Below are 16971 nucleotides of genomic sequence, written 5' to 3' on the forward strand. Positions count from 1 at the left end.
TGTCAGGTCACCGCTCCATGCGGCGGCGGTCCTGGTCGCTCCACGCGCGGGTCTCACGGGGCTGGACATACGGCTGGGCGGGTACGTGGCCTCCGACGAGGTCGGTGACGCCTGCCTGATCGTCGACACCGGTGTACGGATCTTCGGCACGGAAGTTCTCCTGCCGGCCGGGCCCCGTGAGGGTGCCGAGACCGGCGTCACCTTCGTATTCCGGCTCTTGGCGGGCAAGGGTCTTCGCCATGCGGCTTTCGCGGGCACCGAGCTTGATCGACAGTTGGGGCATGTCCTCCCCAACGGTCGCCGGGTCCACCGAGGACGGGCCCGGCGACGACTGCGCACGTGTACGGCGCCTGCTCGCCCGTGCCGGTTTCGAGACGGTGCCGCAGGACGGCAACGGCCTGCGCGTCTGGGCGGCGCCGGAGGGGGTCATGATCGGATGGGCCGCCCGCGCGGTGTTGCGGCCGACCATCCAGGTCCACGGCCACGAAGAGGACCTCTCCCGGTTCACGGCCCTGCCGGGCCTGCACACCGCCCTGCGGACGGCTCTCGCGGTGACCCTGCGGGACGGAGGCCTCGACGTGGTGGTCCGCGGCGACCATCTCCTCGCGGTACGCCCCCAGGACGCCACGGACGCCGGGCCGGCCCCGGACCGCACCGCGTAGACCCCGGCGCACCCGGCCCGGCTATCGGGCGCGGCCGCTCTCCCCCAGAGTGCGCTTCGGCGAGTGCCCGTACGCCGCGCGGTACGCGGCGGCGAAGCGGCCCAGGTGGTGGAATCCCCACCGATGGGCGATCGCCGCCACGCCGGCCCCGCTCGCCGCGTCCCCCGCCACCAGGTCGGCGTGCGCGAGGTCCAGCCGTACACGGCGCAGGTAGGCGGTCGGCGTCGTACCGAAATGCCGGCGAAAGGCGTACTGGAGCGCTCTCGGGGTGACGCCGGCGGCCGCGGCCATCTCCACCGGGCCGATCTCCGCATCCGGCGCGGACTCGATGAAGGCCACGGCTCGCCGGACGGTCTCCGGAGTCGCGTCGCGGGTGTCGGCGAGCACGGGTGCGGGATGCGCGGTGTTCGGGAAGGTGGTCAGCACATGGGCGGCGATCATCCGGGCGGCGGCGTCGACCACGAGCGGTTCGCAGGCCGCGGGGCCGGCCAGGACCCCCGATTCCAGGTAGTCCACGGCCTTCTTCCACTGCTCCGCCAGAGCCGGGGAGACGGGGGTGAACCGGATGAACCGCATCGGCGGCGCGGGCCGGCCGGGCAGGCGGCCCGCGGCGTCTTCGACGAGTCGGCGGGGCAGCGACAGCGCGCGCAGCTCGGCCCCGTCGACGCGGCCGGTGTACGGCAGGTCGGGCTGTGAGATCGCGAGGACGTCGCCCGGTCCCGCCGCGAAGGCGTCGTCGGCACATTCCCGGTGCATCCGGCCCCTGACCACGTGGGTGATGGCCACGGCGCCGAGGGGATCGCTGGCGTAGGCGTACTCGGTGGCCAGTGCGAGGGTGCTCAGCGTGACCGGACCCGCGAGGGTACGGGAGTAGCTGAAAGTGCCGTTGGGCGCAGGCGACTTCATCCGCAGGCTCGTGCCGTAGGCAGACCTCATCCAGTCGCGGGCGGCCTCCAGGTCCGTGGTCCGGAAGCTCGTACGGCCCGGCGAATCCGCCGGGGAATCCTGTGGCATCGCGACACCCTCCCCCTCCGGAAGACGGCGCGGCGAGGGGCGCTGCCAGGCCCGGCCTTCCACAATACGGTGCCGTGGGCATGTGGCTCCGCGCGGTCCGGCCCGTGCCGGGATGCGGACCGGACCTCAGCACCACGTCGCACGTCGTGACACCTTCCACCTCTACGAGGAGACCTCGTGCACCGGACGAACAGCCGGATTTTCGTGACGGGTTCCGCCGACGGCCTGGGACGGGACGCAGCGCACTCCCTGCTGTCCGCGGGACACGAGGTGGTGGTGCACGCCCGGAACCCGGAGCGCGCGGCCGACCTCGCCCCGCTGCTGGAACGCGGAGCGGGCATCGTGGTGGGCGACTTCACGGACCGCGACGCCGTTCGGCGGATCGCCGAGGAGCTGAACGACGCCAAGCCGCTCGACGCGGTCATCCACAACGCGGGCGTGTGGAGCGGCCCGGAGGTCATGCCGGTCAACATCATCGCGCCGTACCTGCTGACGGCCCTGCTGCGCGCACCCCGCCGCCTGGTGTACCTGAGCAGCGGCTCCCATTTCGACGGACACCCCCACCCCTCGCTCTCCGGCATCGACTGGCGGGGCGAGCAGCCCGGCTCGTACGCGGACAGCAAGCTGTTCGTCACGGCGCTCGCGGCCGCCGTGGCCCGCCTGCGCCCGGGCGTGCTGAGCAACGCCGTCGATCCGGGCTGGGTACCGACGAGGATGGGAGGGCCCCACGCGCCGGACGATCTCGAACTGGGCCACCGGACGCAGGAGTGGCTGGCGACGAGCGGCGAGCCCCCGGCCCTGACGAGCGGCGGGTACTGGTACCACCGCCGGCTGCAGCCGCCGCACCGAGCCGTCCACGACAGAGCGTTCCAGGACCGCCTGCTGCAGGCACTGGCCCGGGAAACGGGCGCCGCGATCTGACCTCGGCCGGCCCCGGTCCGCGCTGCGGCCAGCCGCGGGCGGTTGGCGGGGAGACTTCGGGACACAAGCGCGACGTGCTGAAGATACTTCTCGCGGCCCTGGCCGTCCCCGTGGTCCTGCTCGCACTCGTGGCCGTACGCGACCTCGTGCAGCGCCGGCACTCGATCCTGCGGAACTACCCGCTGCTCGGGCACCTCCGTTTCGCCCTGGAGTCCCTGCGGCCGGAGATCCAGCAGTACTTCATCGAGCGGAACTTCGACGGGCGCCCCTTCGACCGAGACACCCGGAGCATCGTGTACGAGCGGGCCAAGGGGACCGACGCCGAGGAGCCGTTCGGCACCGAGCTCGACCTGTACCGGCCGGGCAGCGAGTACCTCACCCCGTCGATGGCGCCGCGGGCGGTGCGGACGGATCCGCCCCGGGTACGGATCGGCGGACCCGACTGCACCCGCCCGTACGACATGGCGCTGCTCAACGTGTCGGCGATGAGCTTCGGCTCGCTGTCGGCCAATGCCGTGCTCGCCCTCAACGCCGGCGCCCGGTCGGGCGGCTTCGCCCACGACACCGGCGAGGGCGGGCTGTCGGAGTACCACCTGCGCCCGGGCGGGGACCTCGTCTGGGAGATCGGCACCGGCTACTTCGGCTGCCGGACCGAGGAAGGGGGCTTCGACGAGCGGCAGTTCGCCGAGAAAGCCGCGCACGAACAGGTCAAGTGCGTGTCGCTGAAGATCAGTCAGGGCGCCAAGCCGGGTATCGGCGGTGTCCTGCCGGGAGCCAAGGTCAACGCCGAGATCGCGAAGGTCCGCGGTGTCCCTCAGGGCAGGACGGTCGTGTCGCCGCCCTTCCACCGCGTCTACTCCACGCCGCGCGAGCTGGTGCGCTTCCTGGCCCGGATGCGCGGACTCGCCGACGGCAAACCCGTCGGCTTCAAGCTCTGCGTCGGCTCGCGCCGGGAGTTCCTCGCCGTGTGCAAGGCCATGCTGGAGGAGGACACCGCGCCGGACTTCATCATCGTCGACGGCGCGGAGGGCGGAACGGGCGCCGCGCCGCTCGAATTCGCCGACCACGTCGGCCTGCCGCTCGGCGAGGGGCTGATGACCGTGCACAACGCCCTCGTGGGAGCCGGTCTGCGCGAGCGGATCCGGATCGGGGCCAGCGGCAAGGTCGCCACCGGAAGCGACCTCGTCAAACGCCTCCTCCAGGGAGCCGACTACACCAATGCCGCCCGCGCCATGATGTTCGCGGTCGGCTGCATCCAGGCCCAGCGCTGCCACACCAACACCTGCCCCGTGGGCGTCGCCACCCAGGACGAGCGGCGCGCCCGTGCCCTCGACGTCGGCGACAAGGCGCAACGCGTGCGGCGCTTCCAGGAGGCCACGGTCAAGAGCGCCCTGCAGATCATGGCGGCGATGGGGGTCGACGAGCCGTCCGGGCTGCGCCCGCACCAGCTGGTCCAGCGGGTGGATCCGCATACCGTCCGCTCCTACGCCGAACTCCACGAGTGGCTCACACCGGGACAGCTGCTCGCATCAGCGCCCGAGGGCTGGGCATCCGACTGGCGGGCGGCCCACCCGGACCGCTTCACCCACTGACCCGCCGGCCCCCGCCGCGGGGCCGCACCGGACGGAAGGGCACTCCCATGGCGCGTACCGTCGCCCGCGTGATCGTCGACGCACTCGAGGAACTGGGCGTCCGGCACGTCTTCGGCGTCGTCGGGGACGCCCTGAACCCTCTGACCGACGCCATCCGCACCACCGACGGCCTGGACTGGATCGGCTGCCGGCACGAGGAGGCCGCGGCCTTCGCGGCCTCGGCGCAGTCGCAGCTCTCCGACACCCTCGGGGTGTGCATGGGCACGGTCGGGCCGGGGTCCGTGCACCTCCTCAACGGGCTCTACGACGCGGCCAAGAGCCGTACGCCGGTCCTGGCGATCTGCGGACAGGTCCCTCTCGCCGAGGTCGGCAGCGACTACTTCCAGGAAGTCGACAACGACCTGCTCTTCCGCGACGTGGCCGTCTACCGCGCCACGGTCTCCTCCCCCGACCAGATGCCGCGGATGCTCGAATCGGCCGTGCGCGCCGCCCTCACCCAGGGCGGCGTGGCCGTCCTGACCGTCCCCGGCGACCTGGGCGACCGGGAGCTGAGCGAGGACCGCCCCACGCGTTTCGCCCTCGCCGCGCCCCGCACGCGCCCCGACGACCCGGCCCTCGCCGAGGCCGCCGAGCTGCTGAACTCCGCCTCCCGCGTCACGCTGCTCGTCGGCCGCGGGGCGCGGGGGGCCCGTGCCGAGGTGCTCCGGGCCGCGGAACTGCTCGCCGCGCCCATGGTGATCACGCTCAAGGCGAAGGAGGGATTCGAGGGCGACAACCCCTTCCAGGTGGGGCAGACCGGCCTGATCGGGAATCCCGCCGCGGCGCACGCGCTCGACAGCGGCGACGCGCTCCTCATGCTGGGCACCGACTTCCCCTACCGCGACTGGTACCCGACGGGCTGCAAGGTGGTGCAGGTGGACACCCGTGCGGAACACCTGGGCCGCCGGGTCCCGGTGGACGTGGGTCTCGCGGGCGATGTCGGGGCCACCCTGCGCGCCCTGCTGCCGCTGCTGGAGGAGGCTCCCGACCGTACGCACCTGGACGGCGCCCGGGACCGGTTCGTACGCTGGGAGGAGGGGCAGCAGCGGCTGGCCGACCCGGGCCACGAGCACCGCTGTACCGGCAAACTGCGGGCCGCCCTGGACAACCGGGACCACGAGATCCGCCCGGAGGCCCTGGCCGCCGCGGTGGACCGCTATGCCGACGAGGACGCCGTCTTCACCTCCGACACCGGCATGGCCACCGTCTGGCTGTCCCGCTTCGTCAGCATGCGGGGAAGCAGGCGGCTCGTCGGCTCGTACAATCTCGGCTCGATGGCGAACGCCATGCCTCAGGCGCTCGGGGCCCAGCTCTGGGCGCCCGGCCGGCAGGTCGTCGCCTTCTGCGGGGACGGCGGGCTGAGCATGCTGCTCGGCGACCTGATGACGATCAGGACGTACGGGCTCCCGGTGAAGCTCGTCGTCTTCGACAACCGACGGCTGGGCATGGTCAAACTGGAGCAGGAGCAGGCAGGACTGCCCGAGTTCGGTACGCAGCTCGACAACCCGGATTTCGCCGCGGTCGCCACGGCCCTCGGCCTGACGGGCATCCGCGTCACCGATCCGGCCGATCTCCACGACGGTGTGCGCCGGGCTTTCGAGACCCCGGGGCCTGTCCTGCTGGACGTACTGACCAACCCCGAGGAAGTGGCCGTGCCGGGCAAGCCGACCGTGGCCCAGGGGTGGGGTTTCGCCATCGCCAAGGTCAAGGAGATCCTGCCGAGCCGCGAGGACTGACTGCTCCTCAGGGGACGGGGCCCGCCGTGTCGGCGAAGGGGCTGTCGGCGAGGTGGGCGAGGAGGTCTGCGGGATGCCGGTACACGGCCCGTGCCCCGGCCCCTTCGAGGTCGGCACGTGGGATACCGCCGCACAGGAGCCCCACGCAGGTGACGCCGGCGCGACTGCCCGCCCGCATGTCCCAGACCGTGTCGCCGACGAAGACGGAGTCGCGCGCGGCTGCGCCGACGAGGTCGAGGGCGTGGTCGACCGGGTCGGGTGCGGGCTTGCCCCGCTCCACGTCGTCGGCGCTGGCCGTCGCGGTGATGGCGTCGTCGGCGCCGACGGCCCGCCGCAGGGCGTCGAGTTCGGCCTGCTGGGCGGAGGTGACGAGCACCACGCGCCAGCCGCGCCGGTCCAGCTCGCGCAGCAGGTCGGCCGCCGCGTCCAGCGGCGGCAGCCGGTCGAAGTACGTGCCGTAGAGGGTGTCGTGCGCGCTGGTCAGCGTGTCGTCCTGGTCCGTGTCGCGGTCCTCGCCCAGCAGGTGCGCGAGGAGGTCCTCGCCGGGCAGGCCGATCGCGCGGTGGATGTCGTGCATGGCGACGTCGTGTCCGCCTTGCCGCAGCGCCTCCCACCAGCATGTGACGTGCAGGTGGTTGGTGTCGGCGAGGGTTCCGTCGACGTCGAACAGCGCGGCCCGGTTCATGAGCGCCTCCCGACGGTTCAGTGGCCGAGCTCGCGCTCGAGCTCGGCCTTGTCCATGGAGCAGCGGCCGTGCAGGTTGCGGTGCCGGGTCGAGCCGCCGGGCGCCCGGCGGAACTGGTCGTGCGCCCGGGCCACCGCCGTGTCCCGGTCGGCGTCCCAGGACACCGGGAGTCCGCCCACGCACGGCTTGCCGGAGCCTCCGTACGCGCCGAACGCGGTCCTCATCGTGTACCCGATGTGCACCATGCCCGGCGCCTTACCGCTTCAGCCCCGCCGAAACGTGCGTGCGGGCGAAACGTGCGTGCCCGTCCGGGCGACGCGGTGGCCTCAGGCCGGGTGACCGGGCTCCATATGCCGCAGCTCCCGGTACCGGAGCAGCGGGGGCGGCGGGCCCTCGTTCCGCGGGCACACTGCCACGGGTACCAGGAGGAAGCCCACGTGGTCGCCGCCCTCGATACGCCCTTCGATCCGGCCGGTGAACCACGTGGAGAGCTGCTCCAGGACCGGGCTGTCCGCTTCTCCCGGACGCCATGCGACCCGCGCGAACTTGTCCACCCGGTCGCCCGTCTCCCCTCCGAAGAGCTCCGCCAGTACCCGGTCATCCCGGTGGAGCAGGTGGACGGTGAGGTACTCGGCCTCGCGCGCGACGCGATAGGTGTGGTTGGCGATCGACAGCCAGACGACGAACCTCGGCGGGTCGATGGAACACTGCGAGGCGAATCCCACGAGGCAGCCCGCCCGCTCGCCGCCGGATGCGGAAGTGACCACGTACATCGGGCCGTCAAGCACGTCGGTGAAGGGGTCGAGCTCCGTCACGGCGCCTCCTGGGCGGGGGTGCGCTCACAGGTCGAGGTCGAGGAGGGCGTTCTCCACGACCTCGGTGAGTGCGGGATGGATCCAGTACGGGGAGTTGGCGAGGGTGTTCGCGTCGATGCCGAGCGTCATCGCCAGGACGAGGGGCTGGATGAGGGTGGGGGCCTGCGCACCCATCAGGTGGGCGCCGAGGAGGCGTCCGGTGCCGGGCTCGGCGAGCACCTTGCAGAAGCCGGTGGTGTCCTCCATCGCCCAGCCGTAGGCGATGTCGCCGTAGTCGGCCATGCCCACGCGGTAGTCCAGCCCTTTGTCACGGCAGTCCTGCTCGGTGGCGCCGACCGAGGCGATCTCGGGCCGGGTGAAGACCGCCGCCGGCACGAGTTCGTGGTCGCACGCGATCAGGTCCTCCGGGTGGCGGAGGTTGTGCGCGACGACCTCCGCCTCGCGATTGGCCACGTGCTTGAGGGGCACCGGCGAGCAGACGTCCCCGAGGGCGAAGACGCCTTCCGCGCTGGTCCGCTGATGGCGGTCGACGCGTACGCGGCCGTCGTCGTGGGTGGTGATGCCGGCCGCATCCAGGTTCAGCCGGTCGCCGTTCGGGACCCGGCCCACCGCGACGAGCAGCATGTCCGCGTCGACCGTCGTTCCGTCGTCCAGGGTCAGCAGCAGCGCGCCCGGCCGTCCGCCGAGCGCCGTGACCTCCCGGCCGAGCCGGAGGTCGTAGCGGGAGCGGACCAGTTCCGTGAACCGTTCCGCGACCGTCTCGTCCTGCGGGCCGAGCAGGCGCTGTTCCTTCTCCACGATCGTGACGGAGCTCCCCGCCTCGGCGAACACCTCGGCCAGCTCTGCCGCGATGTAGCCCCCGCCGAGGACCGCCAGGCGCCGCGGCGGGGCATCGATCCGCATGACGGTGTCGGACGTCTCGTACGGCAGGCCCGCCTCCGCGACGGGCGCAGGGACCAGGGGCCGACCGCCCACCGCGACGACGATCCGCCCGGCGCTGATGTCGACGGGCCCGTCCGGCCGGTCGATCCGGAGGGTCCTGGGCCCGGTGAACCGGGCGCTGCCCTCGTACACGGTGATCGCGTCCTCTTGCTCGCGGTCCCTTCGACCGCTGTCGCGTTCGGCGTCGAGCCGGCCGAAGACCCGGTCGCGCGCCGCGCGCCAGCGCACCGTTCTCAGCTCGGCGTCCACGTCGTGGGCTCCGGCGTCCCGGACCGTTCGGGCGACGTGCGCGGTGTAGGCGAGCATCTTGCTCGGGATGCATCCGGCGTTCAGGCAGGTTCCGCCGAACCAGCGCTCCTCGACGATGGCCACGTCCAGACCGGCGAACGAGTCGTCGACGACGGCGTTCCCGGATCCCGCACCGATGACGACAAGATCGTGATGGCGCATCCGGCCACCCTACGAGGACCTGCGCCGACCCGGCGCCCCGGCGCGCTGGCCCCCGCACACGCGGCGTCGAGGGCCGTACGCACCAGGTCGCCGACCACGTCTCCCGGCATGCCGATCCGTGAGCGGCTCGGGCGCGCAGCCGCAGGGGCCGCCCCGCGCGCATGCCGCCCGGGCGGGGCGCAGGGCCCGGGTACCGTGGGAACCAGCAGCAGCTGGAGCGGCCATGCCCGTGACATCGACCTCGCGTTCCCCGTCCCGGTCGCCGCACCCGCCGACGGGACCGCCATGACCGGCTCCCGCGGGCCGGCCCGGTGGCCGGCATTCGGACGGGTGCTCAGCACGATCCGCCGTACGCGGGCCGGCAGACGCTGGGGGCGTGTCCGGGACGTGGAACTGTGGCAGCGCTCGCTGGGGTTCGCCGCGCTCGGGTTCCTGACACTGGTACCGCTGCTGATCGTCGTGTCCGCGGCGAACACCGCCGGAGGACAGGGGTTCGCGCAGTGGCTGGGGGACGGGCTCGGAGTGTCGCCGGCCGCCAGGGCGGAGATCGACCGTCTCTTCGCCCTCCCCGGCGAGGCATGGCGTACCACCACGGCGTTCGGCCTGGCCCTGCTCGCCGTGTTCGGTCTGTCGTTCGGCACGGTGCTGCAGAGCGGCTACGAAAGGGTCTGGGACCTGCCTCCGTCGCGCTGGTGGGCCCGCTGGCGGCACGTACTGTGGCTCGGGGTGCTCGTCGCCGTCCTCTACCTGTCGGCGATCTCGTCACCGTGGCGCGAGTCCCCCGCCCGGGGGTTCGTCACGGTGGCGATCGGCACCCTGTTCTTCTGGTGGTCCCAGCGGCTGCTGCTCGGCGGCCGGGTCGGGTGGCTCGCCCTCCTGCCCGGGGCGGTGGCCACCATGGTCGGACTGCTCGGGCTGCGGGTCTTCTCCCGGCTCGTCTTCTCACCGCTGATCGCGTCCAGCGCCGTCACGTACGGCCCGTTCGGGACCGTCCTCGTCATCCAGACCTGGCTCGTCGGCGTCGGCGTCGTCGTCTTCGGCGGTGCACTCGTCGGCCGCCTCTTCCACGACGAACTGGCGCGCCGCGCTCAACCGCCGGCCCCCGGCCACTGACGCGACCGGGTTGCCCCGGTGCCGCCACTGCGCCGTCGCCGTCCGAGGCGTCATCGCCGGGCTGCCCCGCCCGGGCCCGTCGCCGCCGCCTTCGTCACCCCCGTACGACTGCTCGCACGTTTCCGATGCTGCCGCAGTCGGCCGCGAGCTGCCGCTCCCGCTCCCGCAGGAACGCGGTCCCGAGCTCGGCCCTCCGCTCGTCGGGCACGTTCTCCCTGGCGTCGTTGAGGATCGTCCGCTCCTCCTCGTCGAGGTGGTGGGAGACCGCCTTGGCCAGGGCCTCCAGGCGCTCGTCCCACTCGTCGGAACCCACCTCGGACACCTCGAGCAGCGCCAAAAGGGCCTCATTGCCCTCGGCGTGCTCCTCGGAGCCGTGTTCGACCTCCTCGTTGTCCACGTCCTTGAACCTCTTGAGCGCGCCGTACACCTCGGCCTCCTCGGCCTCGCCGTGCGCGATGAGGAGCGCGGAGAACTTCGAGAGGGCACCGGCCCGGTCCGCCTCCACGCTGCGCATCCGGCGGAAGAGGTCCTCCATCGTGCGGTGGTCCTTGAGGATCACGGCGACGACGTCCTGATTCTGCTGCTTCTCCGCGGCCATGCCACGTACCTCCTGCTCCCGATCTTCCTTCGCTTCAGGTGGCGCCTGCTCGATGGCGGTGAGTTCAAACCCGCTGCCGGGGTCGGCACCACCCGTACGGGTTTCCGCAGCGCCCACCGGGGCAGCCGCGTGACGAGGAACGAAGAGCCCCCGGAACGGAGGCCTGAAGATGTCAACCAATTCACTGATAGCCGTCATCGTCGTGGCAGTGGTCGTCGTACTCGCGCTCGCGGCGCTGCTGCGGATGCTGGCCCGCCGGCGCCACCTGCATGAACAGTTCGGCCCGGAGTACGACCGGACCGTCGCGGAGCAGGGCGACAAGCGCTCCGCCGAGCGCGATCTGCGTGCCCGGGAGGAGCGGCACGACCAGCTCGACATCAAGCAGTTGTCGCCCGAGCGCCAGCGTCAGTACGCAGACGAGTGGACGCGCGTGCAACAGCAGTTCGTGGACCGGCCGGAAGGCTCCGTGGCAGGCGCCGACGATCTCCTGACCCGGCTGATGGGTGAGCGCGGCTATCCCACCGACGGGTACGACGGCCAGCTGCGGGACCTGTCGGTGGAGCACGGACGCACGCTCGAGGAATACCGGGCCGCCCACGCCGTCAAGGTGCGCAGCGGCGCGGGAGAGGCCACGACAGAGGAGCTGCGCGGGGCGATGGTGCACTACCGCGCCCTGTTCGAAGAGCTGCTCGCCGACCAGAGGAGCCGATGACATGCCTGATCACGAGGAGCAGACGGGGCGGGCGTCCGAGCCCGTCCTGACGACGGAAGACCTCGCACGTCCGGCGCCGTCCCGCGACCGGGACGCGGCCGTCTATCCCGGCGAGGCCACCGGCGGCCGGAACGACGACGCGACGCGGGCGGTTGCGGACGGGCCTGCCGGGGACCGGGAGCAGGAGCCGGGCCGCGGATCCGGGAGCGAAGAGGAGCCGCTGCTGGGCGCCGCCGAGGCGGAGCGGTACCGCACCACGTGGAGCGAGATCCAGGGCCGGTTCGTCGACGACCCCCAGGAGGCGGTCCGCTCGGCGGACGCCCTGGTGGCGGAGGTCATGCAGAGCTTCGCGGGCACCCTCTCCGAGCACCGGAGCCGGCTGGAGAAGCAGTGGGACAGCGGGGAGCAGGTGCCCACCGAGGACCTGCGTCAGGCACTGCGGGCCTACCGTTCGCTGGTCAACCGGCTGCTGGACACCTGAGCCGCGGATCCGCGAGCGTTCGTGCCCCGCCGGGCCGCTGCCCGGCGGGGCAGCTTCGTACGTGCGTCTCATGCCCTGCCCGGCCAGCCCGTCCGCACCGCGCCGGTGGGCGCCGTGTCGGGGACGGCCGTGCCATGCTCAAGGGGTGAAGGGCGATGCCGTGGGCGAGGGCGCCGCACCCGAGGTGCTGGCGCTCGCCAAGGTGGTGGCCAGGCTGCGTTCCGAAATCGTGGCCCTGGAAGGCGTCGCCGCGACCACGGCCGTCGTCGAGCGGGCGAAGGGCGTCCTGATGGCCCAGGCCGACGTATCCGCCGACACGGCCTACGAGATGCTCCTCGGCCGTGCCGGTGAGCGGGGCCGCACCCTGCTGGAGGAATGCTGGATCCTCCTGGGGCGGATGCAGTCGCGCCCGCTGCCCGGCCGTGTGCCCGCCGGCCCGCCCCCCGCCGGCACCGTCTCGGACAAGGAGCCTGACACCCCGGTCCCCGGCGCCGGACGGCATCTCGCGGGCGGCGCCGCGCTGCGCCCGTTCCTGGCCCGGCTCGCCGACGGCCTGACGACGGCTCGCGGCGGGGACGACGTCGCGGAGCTGCTGCGGACCGTACTCGGCGGGGACGCCGGTGTGGATGCCGTGATGATCTACTCGCTGACCTCCGCCGGGAGCCTGGAGCTGACCGGCTGCGCCGGCATCGGCGAGGAGCTGGCCGAGCAGTGGCGCCACGTACCTCCGCTCAGCGGCGTCGCCGCCCACGAGGCCATCGCCGGGGGCCGCGCCCTGTGGCTGGAGGACCCGGCCGAGGACGCCCGCCGGTACCTGCTCATCGCGGAGCCGCCGGACCGGTGGCCCTCGCGCGCCTGGCTCCCCGTACCCTCCGACGGTCCCCCGACGGCTGCCATCGGCTTCCTGCGGACGCAGCCGGGGCCTTTCGCGGCCGGCACCCGGGCGTTGCTGCGGCGGGCGGCCCGATTGTGCGCGGGCCCGCTGGGGCTGGCGGAGCGCCCCCGCGACGCCGGTGCCGAGGGGTCTTCGGACGGCGTCGACGTGACGTCCGTCCAGCGGATGCTGGACGCGCTGGCCGGGCCCGCGATCCTCCTCACCCCGCTGCGCTCGAAGGCCGGCGAGGTGGAGGACTACCGCATCGACGCGGCGGCGCCCGAGTCGGTGGACGTGGCCGGGCGGCGCGGCAAAGAGCTCGTGGGCCGCCGGATCCTGGAGACGTACCCGACCGTGGTGGGCACCGCCCTGTGGGAGGGCTATCTGGAGGCCCTCACCACGGGGGCCGGGTTCGAGGGGGAACCGTTCACCTATGAAGAGGTGGTCGCCGGCATCCCGCGCCAGTCCGTCTACTCGGTCCGGGCATCCAGGCTGGGAGACCGCCTGGTCGTGTCGTGGATCCGCCACGACACCGGCGAGCGCGAGGCGCGCCGGCTCGCCGACATGCAGCGGCTGGGCACCCTCGGCTGGGCCGACTGGAACCTGGCGACAGGAATCATCAGCTGGTCCGATCAGATGTACACCATCTTCGGCCGCGATCCCGGGGAGGGGCCGATGACGCTGGAGGAGCTCCCGCGGCACCTCCTGCCCGACGATCTTCCGGTGGTGGCCGCAGCGGTGGAACGGCTGCTGGTCGACGGGGAGGCCGTCGACCAGCCGTTCCGGATCGCCACCGGGCACAGCGTGCGACACCTGCGGTTCGTGGCCGAGGCCCAGACGGACGCCGATGGTGCCCCGGTCGAGGTGCACGGCTTCTTCCAGGACCTCAGCGCGCAGCGCGGGGCCGAACTCGCGCTGCTCGAGAGCGAACGCGCCGTCCTCCTCCAGCGCGGCATGCTCCAGGCCGAACGGGCACTCGGCGCACGCCTCCAGGAGACCCTGCTGCCGGTTCCCGAGCAGTCCATGGAGCTGGCCGGTCTGTGCATCGACGTCGCCTACGTTCCGGCGGACCGGGGGATCAACGTCAGCGGTGACTGGTACAGCGCCATCGAACTGCCGGATGCCAGCGCCCTCTTCGTCGTCGGGGACGTGGCCGGCCACGGTCTGCCCGCCGTCGGCACCATGGCCCAGCTGCGATTCACCGCGAAGGGCATGACGATCACCGGCTCCCCTCTGCCCGACGTCCTGCGCCGGCTCAACTCCCTCCTGCTCCATACCGCGTCGGACCCGTCCGGCAGCACCACCGCGACCATGGTCATGGCCCGGTACCGGCCCTGGGACCGGCGTCTGACCTGGGTCCGGGCAGGCCACCTGCCCCCGCTGCTGGTCCGCGGCGACCGGGCGGACTTCCTCGAACAGCCGTCGGGCACCCTCCTCGGCGCCACCTTCGACGCCACCTACGGGCAGGCCGTCATCGACCTGTTGCCGGGCGACCGCCTGCTGCTCTACACCGACGGACTCGTGGAGGAACCGGGCGAGGGCCTGGACATCGGGCTCGACCGGCTCGCCGCCTCCACCCTGCGGCTCCTCAAGGAGGGGTACGGGGAAACCCTCGCCCGTACGCTCGCCGCGATGCGCCCGGGCAACCGCGACGACATCTGCGTCCTGGACATCCACGTGCCGGACGACCCGTGATCCGCCGTACCGGGCGGGGTCCGCGCCACGCCCTCGCCCGCATGTCCGCTCCCCCGGGCACTCGCTTGGGCGGCGAGCGACCGGGTAGACGCAGTACGCCCCGAGGACTCGGACGGGAGAAGCCATGACAACCTCAGCGGTTCATCTGACCGGGCACGGCGAGGGAGTGTGTGCGTGATGCGCACGACGAGCGGAAAGCGTTTCACCGTCGAGGCGAAGTCCCTCCCGGAGGCCACGGTTCTGGTCGCGGCGGGGGAACTCGACCACGACACCGCCGAGCCTCTGAGGCAGGCGCTGGACGCCGCCCAGCGGGACGGGGGCAGACTGCTGGTCGATCTGAGCCGCCTGGATTTCTGCGACTCCACGGGGTTGAACCTCTTGTTGACCTGCCGGCTCGCGGTCCAGGAGACGGGCGGCAGCCTCGAACTGATCGGCCTGCACCCTCCGGTCGCACGCATGTTCCACATCACGGGCGCGGAACGGCTCTTCCCGGTCCACACCGACCTGGAAGCCGCACTGGCACATCCCCGGCGCGCGTAGAGGAGGAGCGCACATGGACACGGGCCGGTCACCGGAGATGACCCGACGCCTCGCGCTCGACAGCGCTGCGAACGCGGTCACCCGCGCCCGCGACTTCACGCGTCAGGCCCTCGCCGAGTGGCGCTGGCCACCGGGCCCTGTGGGCGGTACGTCCAGGTCGGAGCTGACCGAAGACGCCCTCCTCCTGGTCTCCGAAGTCATTGCCAACGCCTGCCTGCACGCCGGCGGGCCGACGTCCCTCGTACTGCGCTGCACCGCCGTCCGGCTGCGGATCGAGGTGACGGACCGGAGCCCCGCCCCACCACGGACCAGGCGCCGTGCCGACCCGTCCCGACCCGGAGGGCACGGACTGCTCATCGTGGAGCGGCTGGGCCGTGACTGGGGATGGATTCCCGCGGTCGCGGGCCCGGGCAAGTGCGTGTGGGTGGAGATCGCCCCCCGCTGAGCCCCGCGCCCGGCTGTCAGTCCTCGGCTGTCGGTTCTCGGCTGTCAGTTCTCGGCCGTATAGCGGATCCGCGCCCACAGCGGCAGCGCGAACCAGCACAGCAGGTACCAGGCCAGTACGCCACCCACGAGCCACGGCACGCGGGCGTTGTGCGTCGCGACCCGCAGCACGAGCAACAGGGCCGCGGTACAGGTGGCCAGCAGCAGGATCAGGCCCGTGAAGGTCAGGCGCGCGGCCCATGTGACCGCCTCGGGCTTGATCCGGCGACCCGAGACGATGCGGTGGAAGGCGACCGGCCCGATGAGCGCGCCCGTCGCGAGCGCGCCCAGCACCACGGTCACGATGTAGATCGTCTTGTCGGTCTGCGACAGGCCGTGGAACACGGGGGTGAAAGCGACGGTGAGCAGGAATCCGAAGAGGATCTGGACCCCGGTCTGCGCGACCCGGATCTCCTGGATGAGCTCTTGCCACTGCCGGTCCGCACGCTCCTCCGCGGTCTCGTCCCGTCCGGCCCCGCCGGCCCCGCTGACACCCGGCATGACGCCTCCCTGGAACGCGCCGCCCCTTGACGCCTACCCCTGAGCCGCCCCCTCATGTGTCCGGAACGCGAGGGGCCTCATCGGGCGCGGCGCCGCTCCGGCGCGCGGTGAACAGGAGGTACTCCCACTCCATCGCCCCGTCCTGGAGCGCGCCGCCCGCCAGCTCGTCGAGGGCCCGGTCCAGGGCGGCGGTCTTCTCGGGAGCGTCGGCGATGTTCCGGTAGACCGCGATCGTCGGGCCGTAGGCGGCCTTGAAGAATGCGCGGAAGTGCGCGGGCTTCGCGAAGCGGTCCACGCGGACCGTCCGCCGTCGCGCCTGCGCCCCGTGGATACGGTCACCGAGGAGAGCGCGGACGTGCTCTTCCTGCCCCCACAGGGGCGGCGGAGGCGCGTACGCCTTCATGGCGGTGAACATCTGCCCGATGAACCCCTCCGGGGTCCAGCTGATCAGCCCTACGGTGCCGCCCGGCCGGCAGACCCGCAGCAGTTCGTCGGCGGTGTCCTGGTGGTGCGGGGCGAACATGACCCCGACACAGGACATGACCGTGTCGAATTCTCCGTCGGCGAAGGGCAACGCCTCGGCGTCGGCCACCTGCCAGCGCAGCTCGGCGCCGCGCGCCGCCGCGTCCCGTCGCCCCACGTCGAGCAGCTCGGGCGTGAGGTCGGAGGCGATCACGTCGCCGCCGGCCAGCGCGGCCGGGATGGCGGCGTTCCCCGACCCCGCGGCGATGTCGAGCACCCGGTCGCCGTGCTTCACCCCGCAAGCCTCGACCAGGACGGGCCCGAGGGCCCCGACGACCTCCTTGGCGACCGCCGGGTAGTCGCCGAGCGCCCACATCGTCCGGTGCTTCGCTTTGAGCGCGCGGTCAGCGTCGCGCGCGTCTGCCGTATCGGTCATGCCGTCCGCCTCCTTCGCCTGGTGCCGAACCCCGTGCCGAACCTCGCACCGAACCCCGTGCCCGATCCTCACCTGCTTCGAGCATAGGAACCCGCGCGGACCGCGGCCCGGCGACAGCTCCCGGTCGCCCCGAGGGATGGGCGGAGTGACGATGGGAGGGCGGACCTCGCTCGCGGTCGCAGCCCCGATCTCCGGCGAGGGGACGGCTTGCGCTCGCGGA

General features: G+C 72.6%; 19 protein-coding genes. 10 read left to right on the forward strand and 9 right to left on the reverse strand.

Annotated features, from left to right (window positions below; translation table 11 throughout):
* Window positions 1–7 precede the first annotated feature (7 nt).
* On the reverse strand, window positions 8–283 hold the full coding sequence (locus tag ACFXGI_RS03130; RefSeq protein WP_384702418.1) for a hypothetical protein: 276 nt from the start codon (window positions 281–283) through the stop codon (window positions 8–10).
* Between ACFXGI_RS03130 and ACFXGI_RS03135 the strand changes: the two genes are divergently transcribed.
* Window positions 282–662 carry a hypothetical protein gene (locus ACFXGI_RS03135; RefSeq protein WP_384702421.1) on the forward strand — a complete coding sequence of 127 codons (381 nt, stop codon included), beginning with the start codon at window positions 282–284 and terminating at the stop codon, window positions 660–662. The two genes, ACFXGI_RS03130 and ACFXGI_RS03135, sit on opposite strands and share 2 nt — an antisense overlap.
* A 21-nt stretch (window positions 663–683) precedes the next feature.
* Here the strand turns inward: ACFXGI_RS03135 and ACFXGI_RS03140 are convergent, their stop codons facing one another.
* Window positions 684–1676 carry an AraC family transcriptional regulator gene (locus ACFXGI_RS03140; protein ID WP_384702424.1) on the reverse strand — a complete coding sequence of 331 codons (993 nt, stop codon included), beginning with the start codon at window positions 1674–1676 and terminating at the stop codon, window positions 684–686.
* Window positions 1677–1853: 177 nt separating this feature from the next.
* Between ACFXGI_RS03140 and ACFXGI_RS03145 the strand changes: the two genes are divergently transcribed.
* The 3 genes from ACFXGI_RS03145 to ACFXGI_RS03155 all read left to right on the forward strand — a co-directional run bounded on the left by ACFXGI_RS03145 (window position 1854) and on the right by ACFXGI_RS03155 (window position 5964).
* Window positions 1854–2597 carry an SDR family NAD(P)-dependent oxidoreductase gene (locus tag ACFXGI_RS03145; RefSeq protein WP_384702427.1) on the forward strand — a complete coding sequence of 248 codons (744 nt, stop codon included), beginning with the start codon at window positions 1854–1856 and terminating at the stop codon, window positions 2595–2597.
* 74 nt (window positions 2598–2671) lie between these two features.
* A complete protein-coding gene (locus tag ACFXGI_RS03150; RefSeq protein WP_384702430.1) occupies window positions 2672–4189 on the forward strand; it encodes an FMN-binding glutamate synthase family protein in 1518 nt (505 codons plus the stop codon).
* A gap of 47 nt (window positions 4190–4236) precedes the next feature.
* Window positions 4237–5964, forward strand: coding sequence for a thiamine pyrophosphate-dependent enzyme (locus tag ACFXGI_RS03155; RefSeq protein WP_384702433.1), 1728 nt, complete (start codon window positions 4237–4239; stop codon window positions 5962–5964).
* 7 nt (window positions 5965–5971) lie between these two features.
* Here ACFXGI_RS03155 and ACFXGI_RS03160 read toward each other — a convergent pair whose 3' ends face one another.
* The 4 genes from ACFXGI_RS03160 to ACFXGI_RS03175 all read right to left on the reverse strand — a co-directional run bounded on the left by ACFXGI_RS03160 (window position 5972) and on the right by ACFXGI_RS03175 (window position 8856).
* On the reverse strand, window positions 5972–6649 hold the full coding sequence (locus ACFXGI_RS03160) for an HAD family hydrolase (RefSeq protein WP_384702436.1): 678 nt from the start codon (window positions 6647–6649) through the stop codon (window positions 5972–5974).
* Window positions 6650–6666: 17 nt separating this feature from the next.
* Window positions 6667–6894, reverse strand: a complete 228-nt coding sequence (locus ACFXGI_RS03165) for a hypothetical protein (protein ID WP_384702439.1) — start codon at window positions 6892–6894, stop codon at window positions 6667–6669.
* Window positions 6895–6975: 81 nt separating this feature from the next.
* Window positions 6976–7464 (reverse strand): flavin reductase family protein, encoded by a 489-nt coding sequence (locus ACFXGI_RS03170; protein ID WP_384702441.1) that lies wholly within the window; start codon window positions 7462–7464, stop codon window positions 6976–6978.
* A 24-nt stretch (window positions 7465–7488) separates the two neighbouring features.
* Window positions 7489–8856: a mycothione reductase gene (locus ACFXGI_RS03175; protein WP_384702444.1), complete on the reverse strand. Its 1368-nt coding sequence runs from the start codon at window positions 8854–8856 to the stop codon at window positions 7489–7491.
* Window positions 8857–9141: 285 nt separating this feature from the next.
* Here ACFXGI_RS03175 and ACFXGI_RS03180 point away from each other — a divergent pair, with 285 nt between their 5' ends.
* Window positions 9142–9969, forward strand: coding sequence for a ribonuclease BN (locus tag ACFXGI_RS03180; protein ID WP_384702699.1), 828 nt, complete (start codon window positions 9142–9144; stop codon window positions 9967–9969).
* A gap of 94 nt (window positions 9970–10063) precedes the next feature.
* Here the strand turns inward: ACFXGI_RS03180 and ACFXGI_RS03185 are convergent, their stop codons facing one another.
* A complete protein-coding gene (locus ACFXGI_RS03185; protein ID WP_384702447.1) occupies window positions 10064–10567 on the reverse strand; it encodes a hemerythrin domain-containing protein in 504 nt (167 codons plus the stop codon).
* Between the two features lie 169 nt (window positions 10568–10736).
* Here ACFXGI_RS03185 and ACFXGI_RS03190 point away from each other — a divergent pair, with 169 nt between their 5' ends.
* From ACFXGI_RS03190 to ACFXGI_RS03210, 5 genes are all read left to right on the forward strand, one after another.
* Entirely contained in the window at window positions 10737–11279 is a 543-nt protein-coding gene (locus ACFXGI_RS03190) for a hypothetical protein (RefSeq protein WP_384702450.1), read from the forward strand.
* Between the two features lies 1 nt (window position 11280).
* Window positions 11281–11760 (forward strand): hypothetical protein, encoded by a 480-nt coding sequence (locus tag ACFXGI_RS03195; RefSeq protein WP_384702453.1) that lies wholly within the window; start codon window positions 11281–11283, stop codon window positions 11758–11760.
* A 145-nt stretch (window positions 11761–11905) separates the two neighbouring features.
* On the forward strand, window positions 11906–14329 hold the full coding sequence (locus ACFXGI_RS03200; RefSeq protein ID WP_384702456.1) for a SpoIIE family protein phosphatase: 2424 nt from the start codon (window positions 11906–11908) through the stop codon (window positions 14327–14329).
* A gap of 177 nt (window positions 14330–14506) precedes the next feature.
* Window positions 14507–14869: an STAS domain-containing protein gene (locus ACFXGI_RS03205; protein ID WP_384702459.1), complete on the forward strand. Its 363-nt coding sequence runs from the start codon at window positions 14507–14509 to the stop codon at window positions 14867–14869.
* Window positions 14870–14882: 13 nt separating this feature from the next.
* The gene (locus ACFXGI_RS03210) at window positions 14883–15314 is read left to right on the forward strand and encodes an ATP-binding protein (RefSeq protein WP_384702462.1); all 432 of its coding nucleotides are present in this window, start codon (window positions 14883–14885) and stop codon (window positions 15312–15314) included.
* Window positions 15315–15358: 44 nt separating this feature from the next.
* Here ACFXGI_RS03210 and ACFXGI_RS03215 read toward each other — a convergent pair whose 3' ends face one another.
* Window positions 15359–15853 carry a DUF6328 family protein gene (locus ACFXGI_RS03215; protein WP_384702465.1) on the reverse strand — a complete coding sequence of 165 codons (495 nt, stop codon included), beginning with the start codon at window positions 15851–15853 and terminating at the stop codon, window positions 15359–15361.
* 52 nt (window positions 15854–15905) lie between these two features.
* Window positions 15906–16751: a class I SAM-dependent methyltransferase gene (locus tag ACFXGI_RS03220; RefSeq protein WP_384702469.1), complete on the reverse strand. Its 846-nt coding sequence runs from the start codon at window positions 16749–16751 to the stop codon at window positions 15906–15908.
* Between the last annotated feature and the right edge of the window lie 220 nt (window positions 16752–16971).

It is taken from the genome of Streptomyces sp. NPDC059355, assembly GCF_042752335.1.
GTDB lineage: Bacteria > Actinomycetota > Actinomycetes > Streptomycetales > Streptomycetaceae > Streptomyces.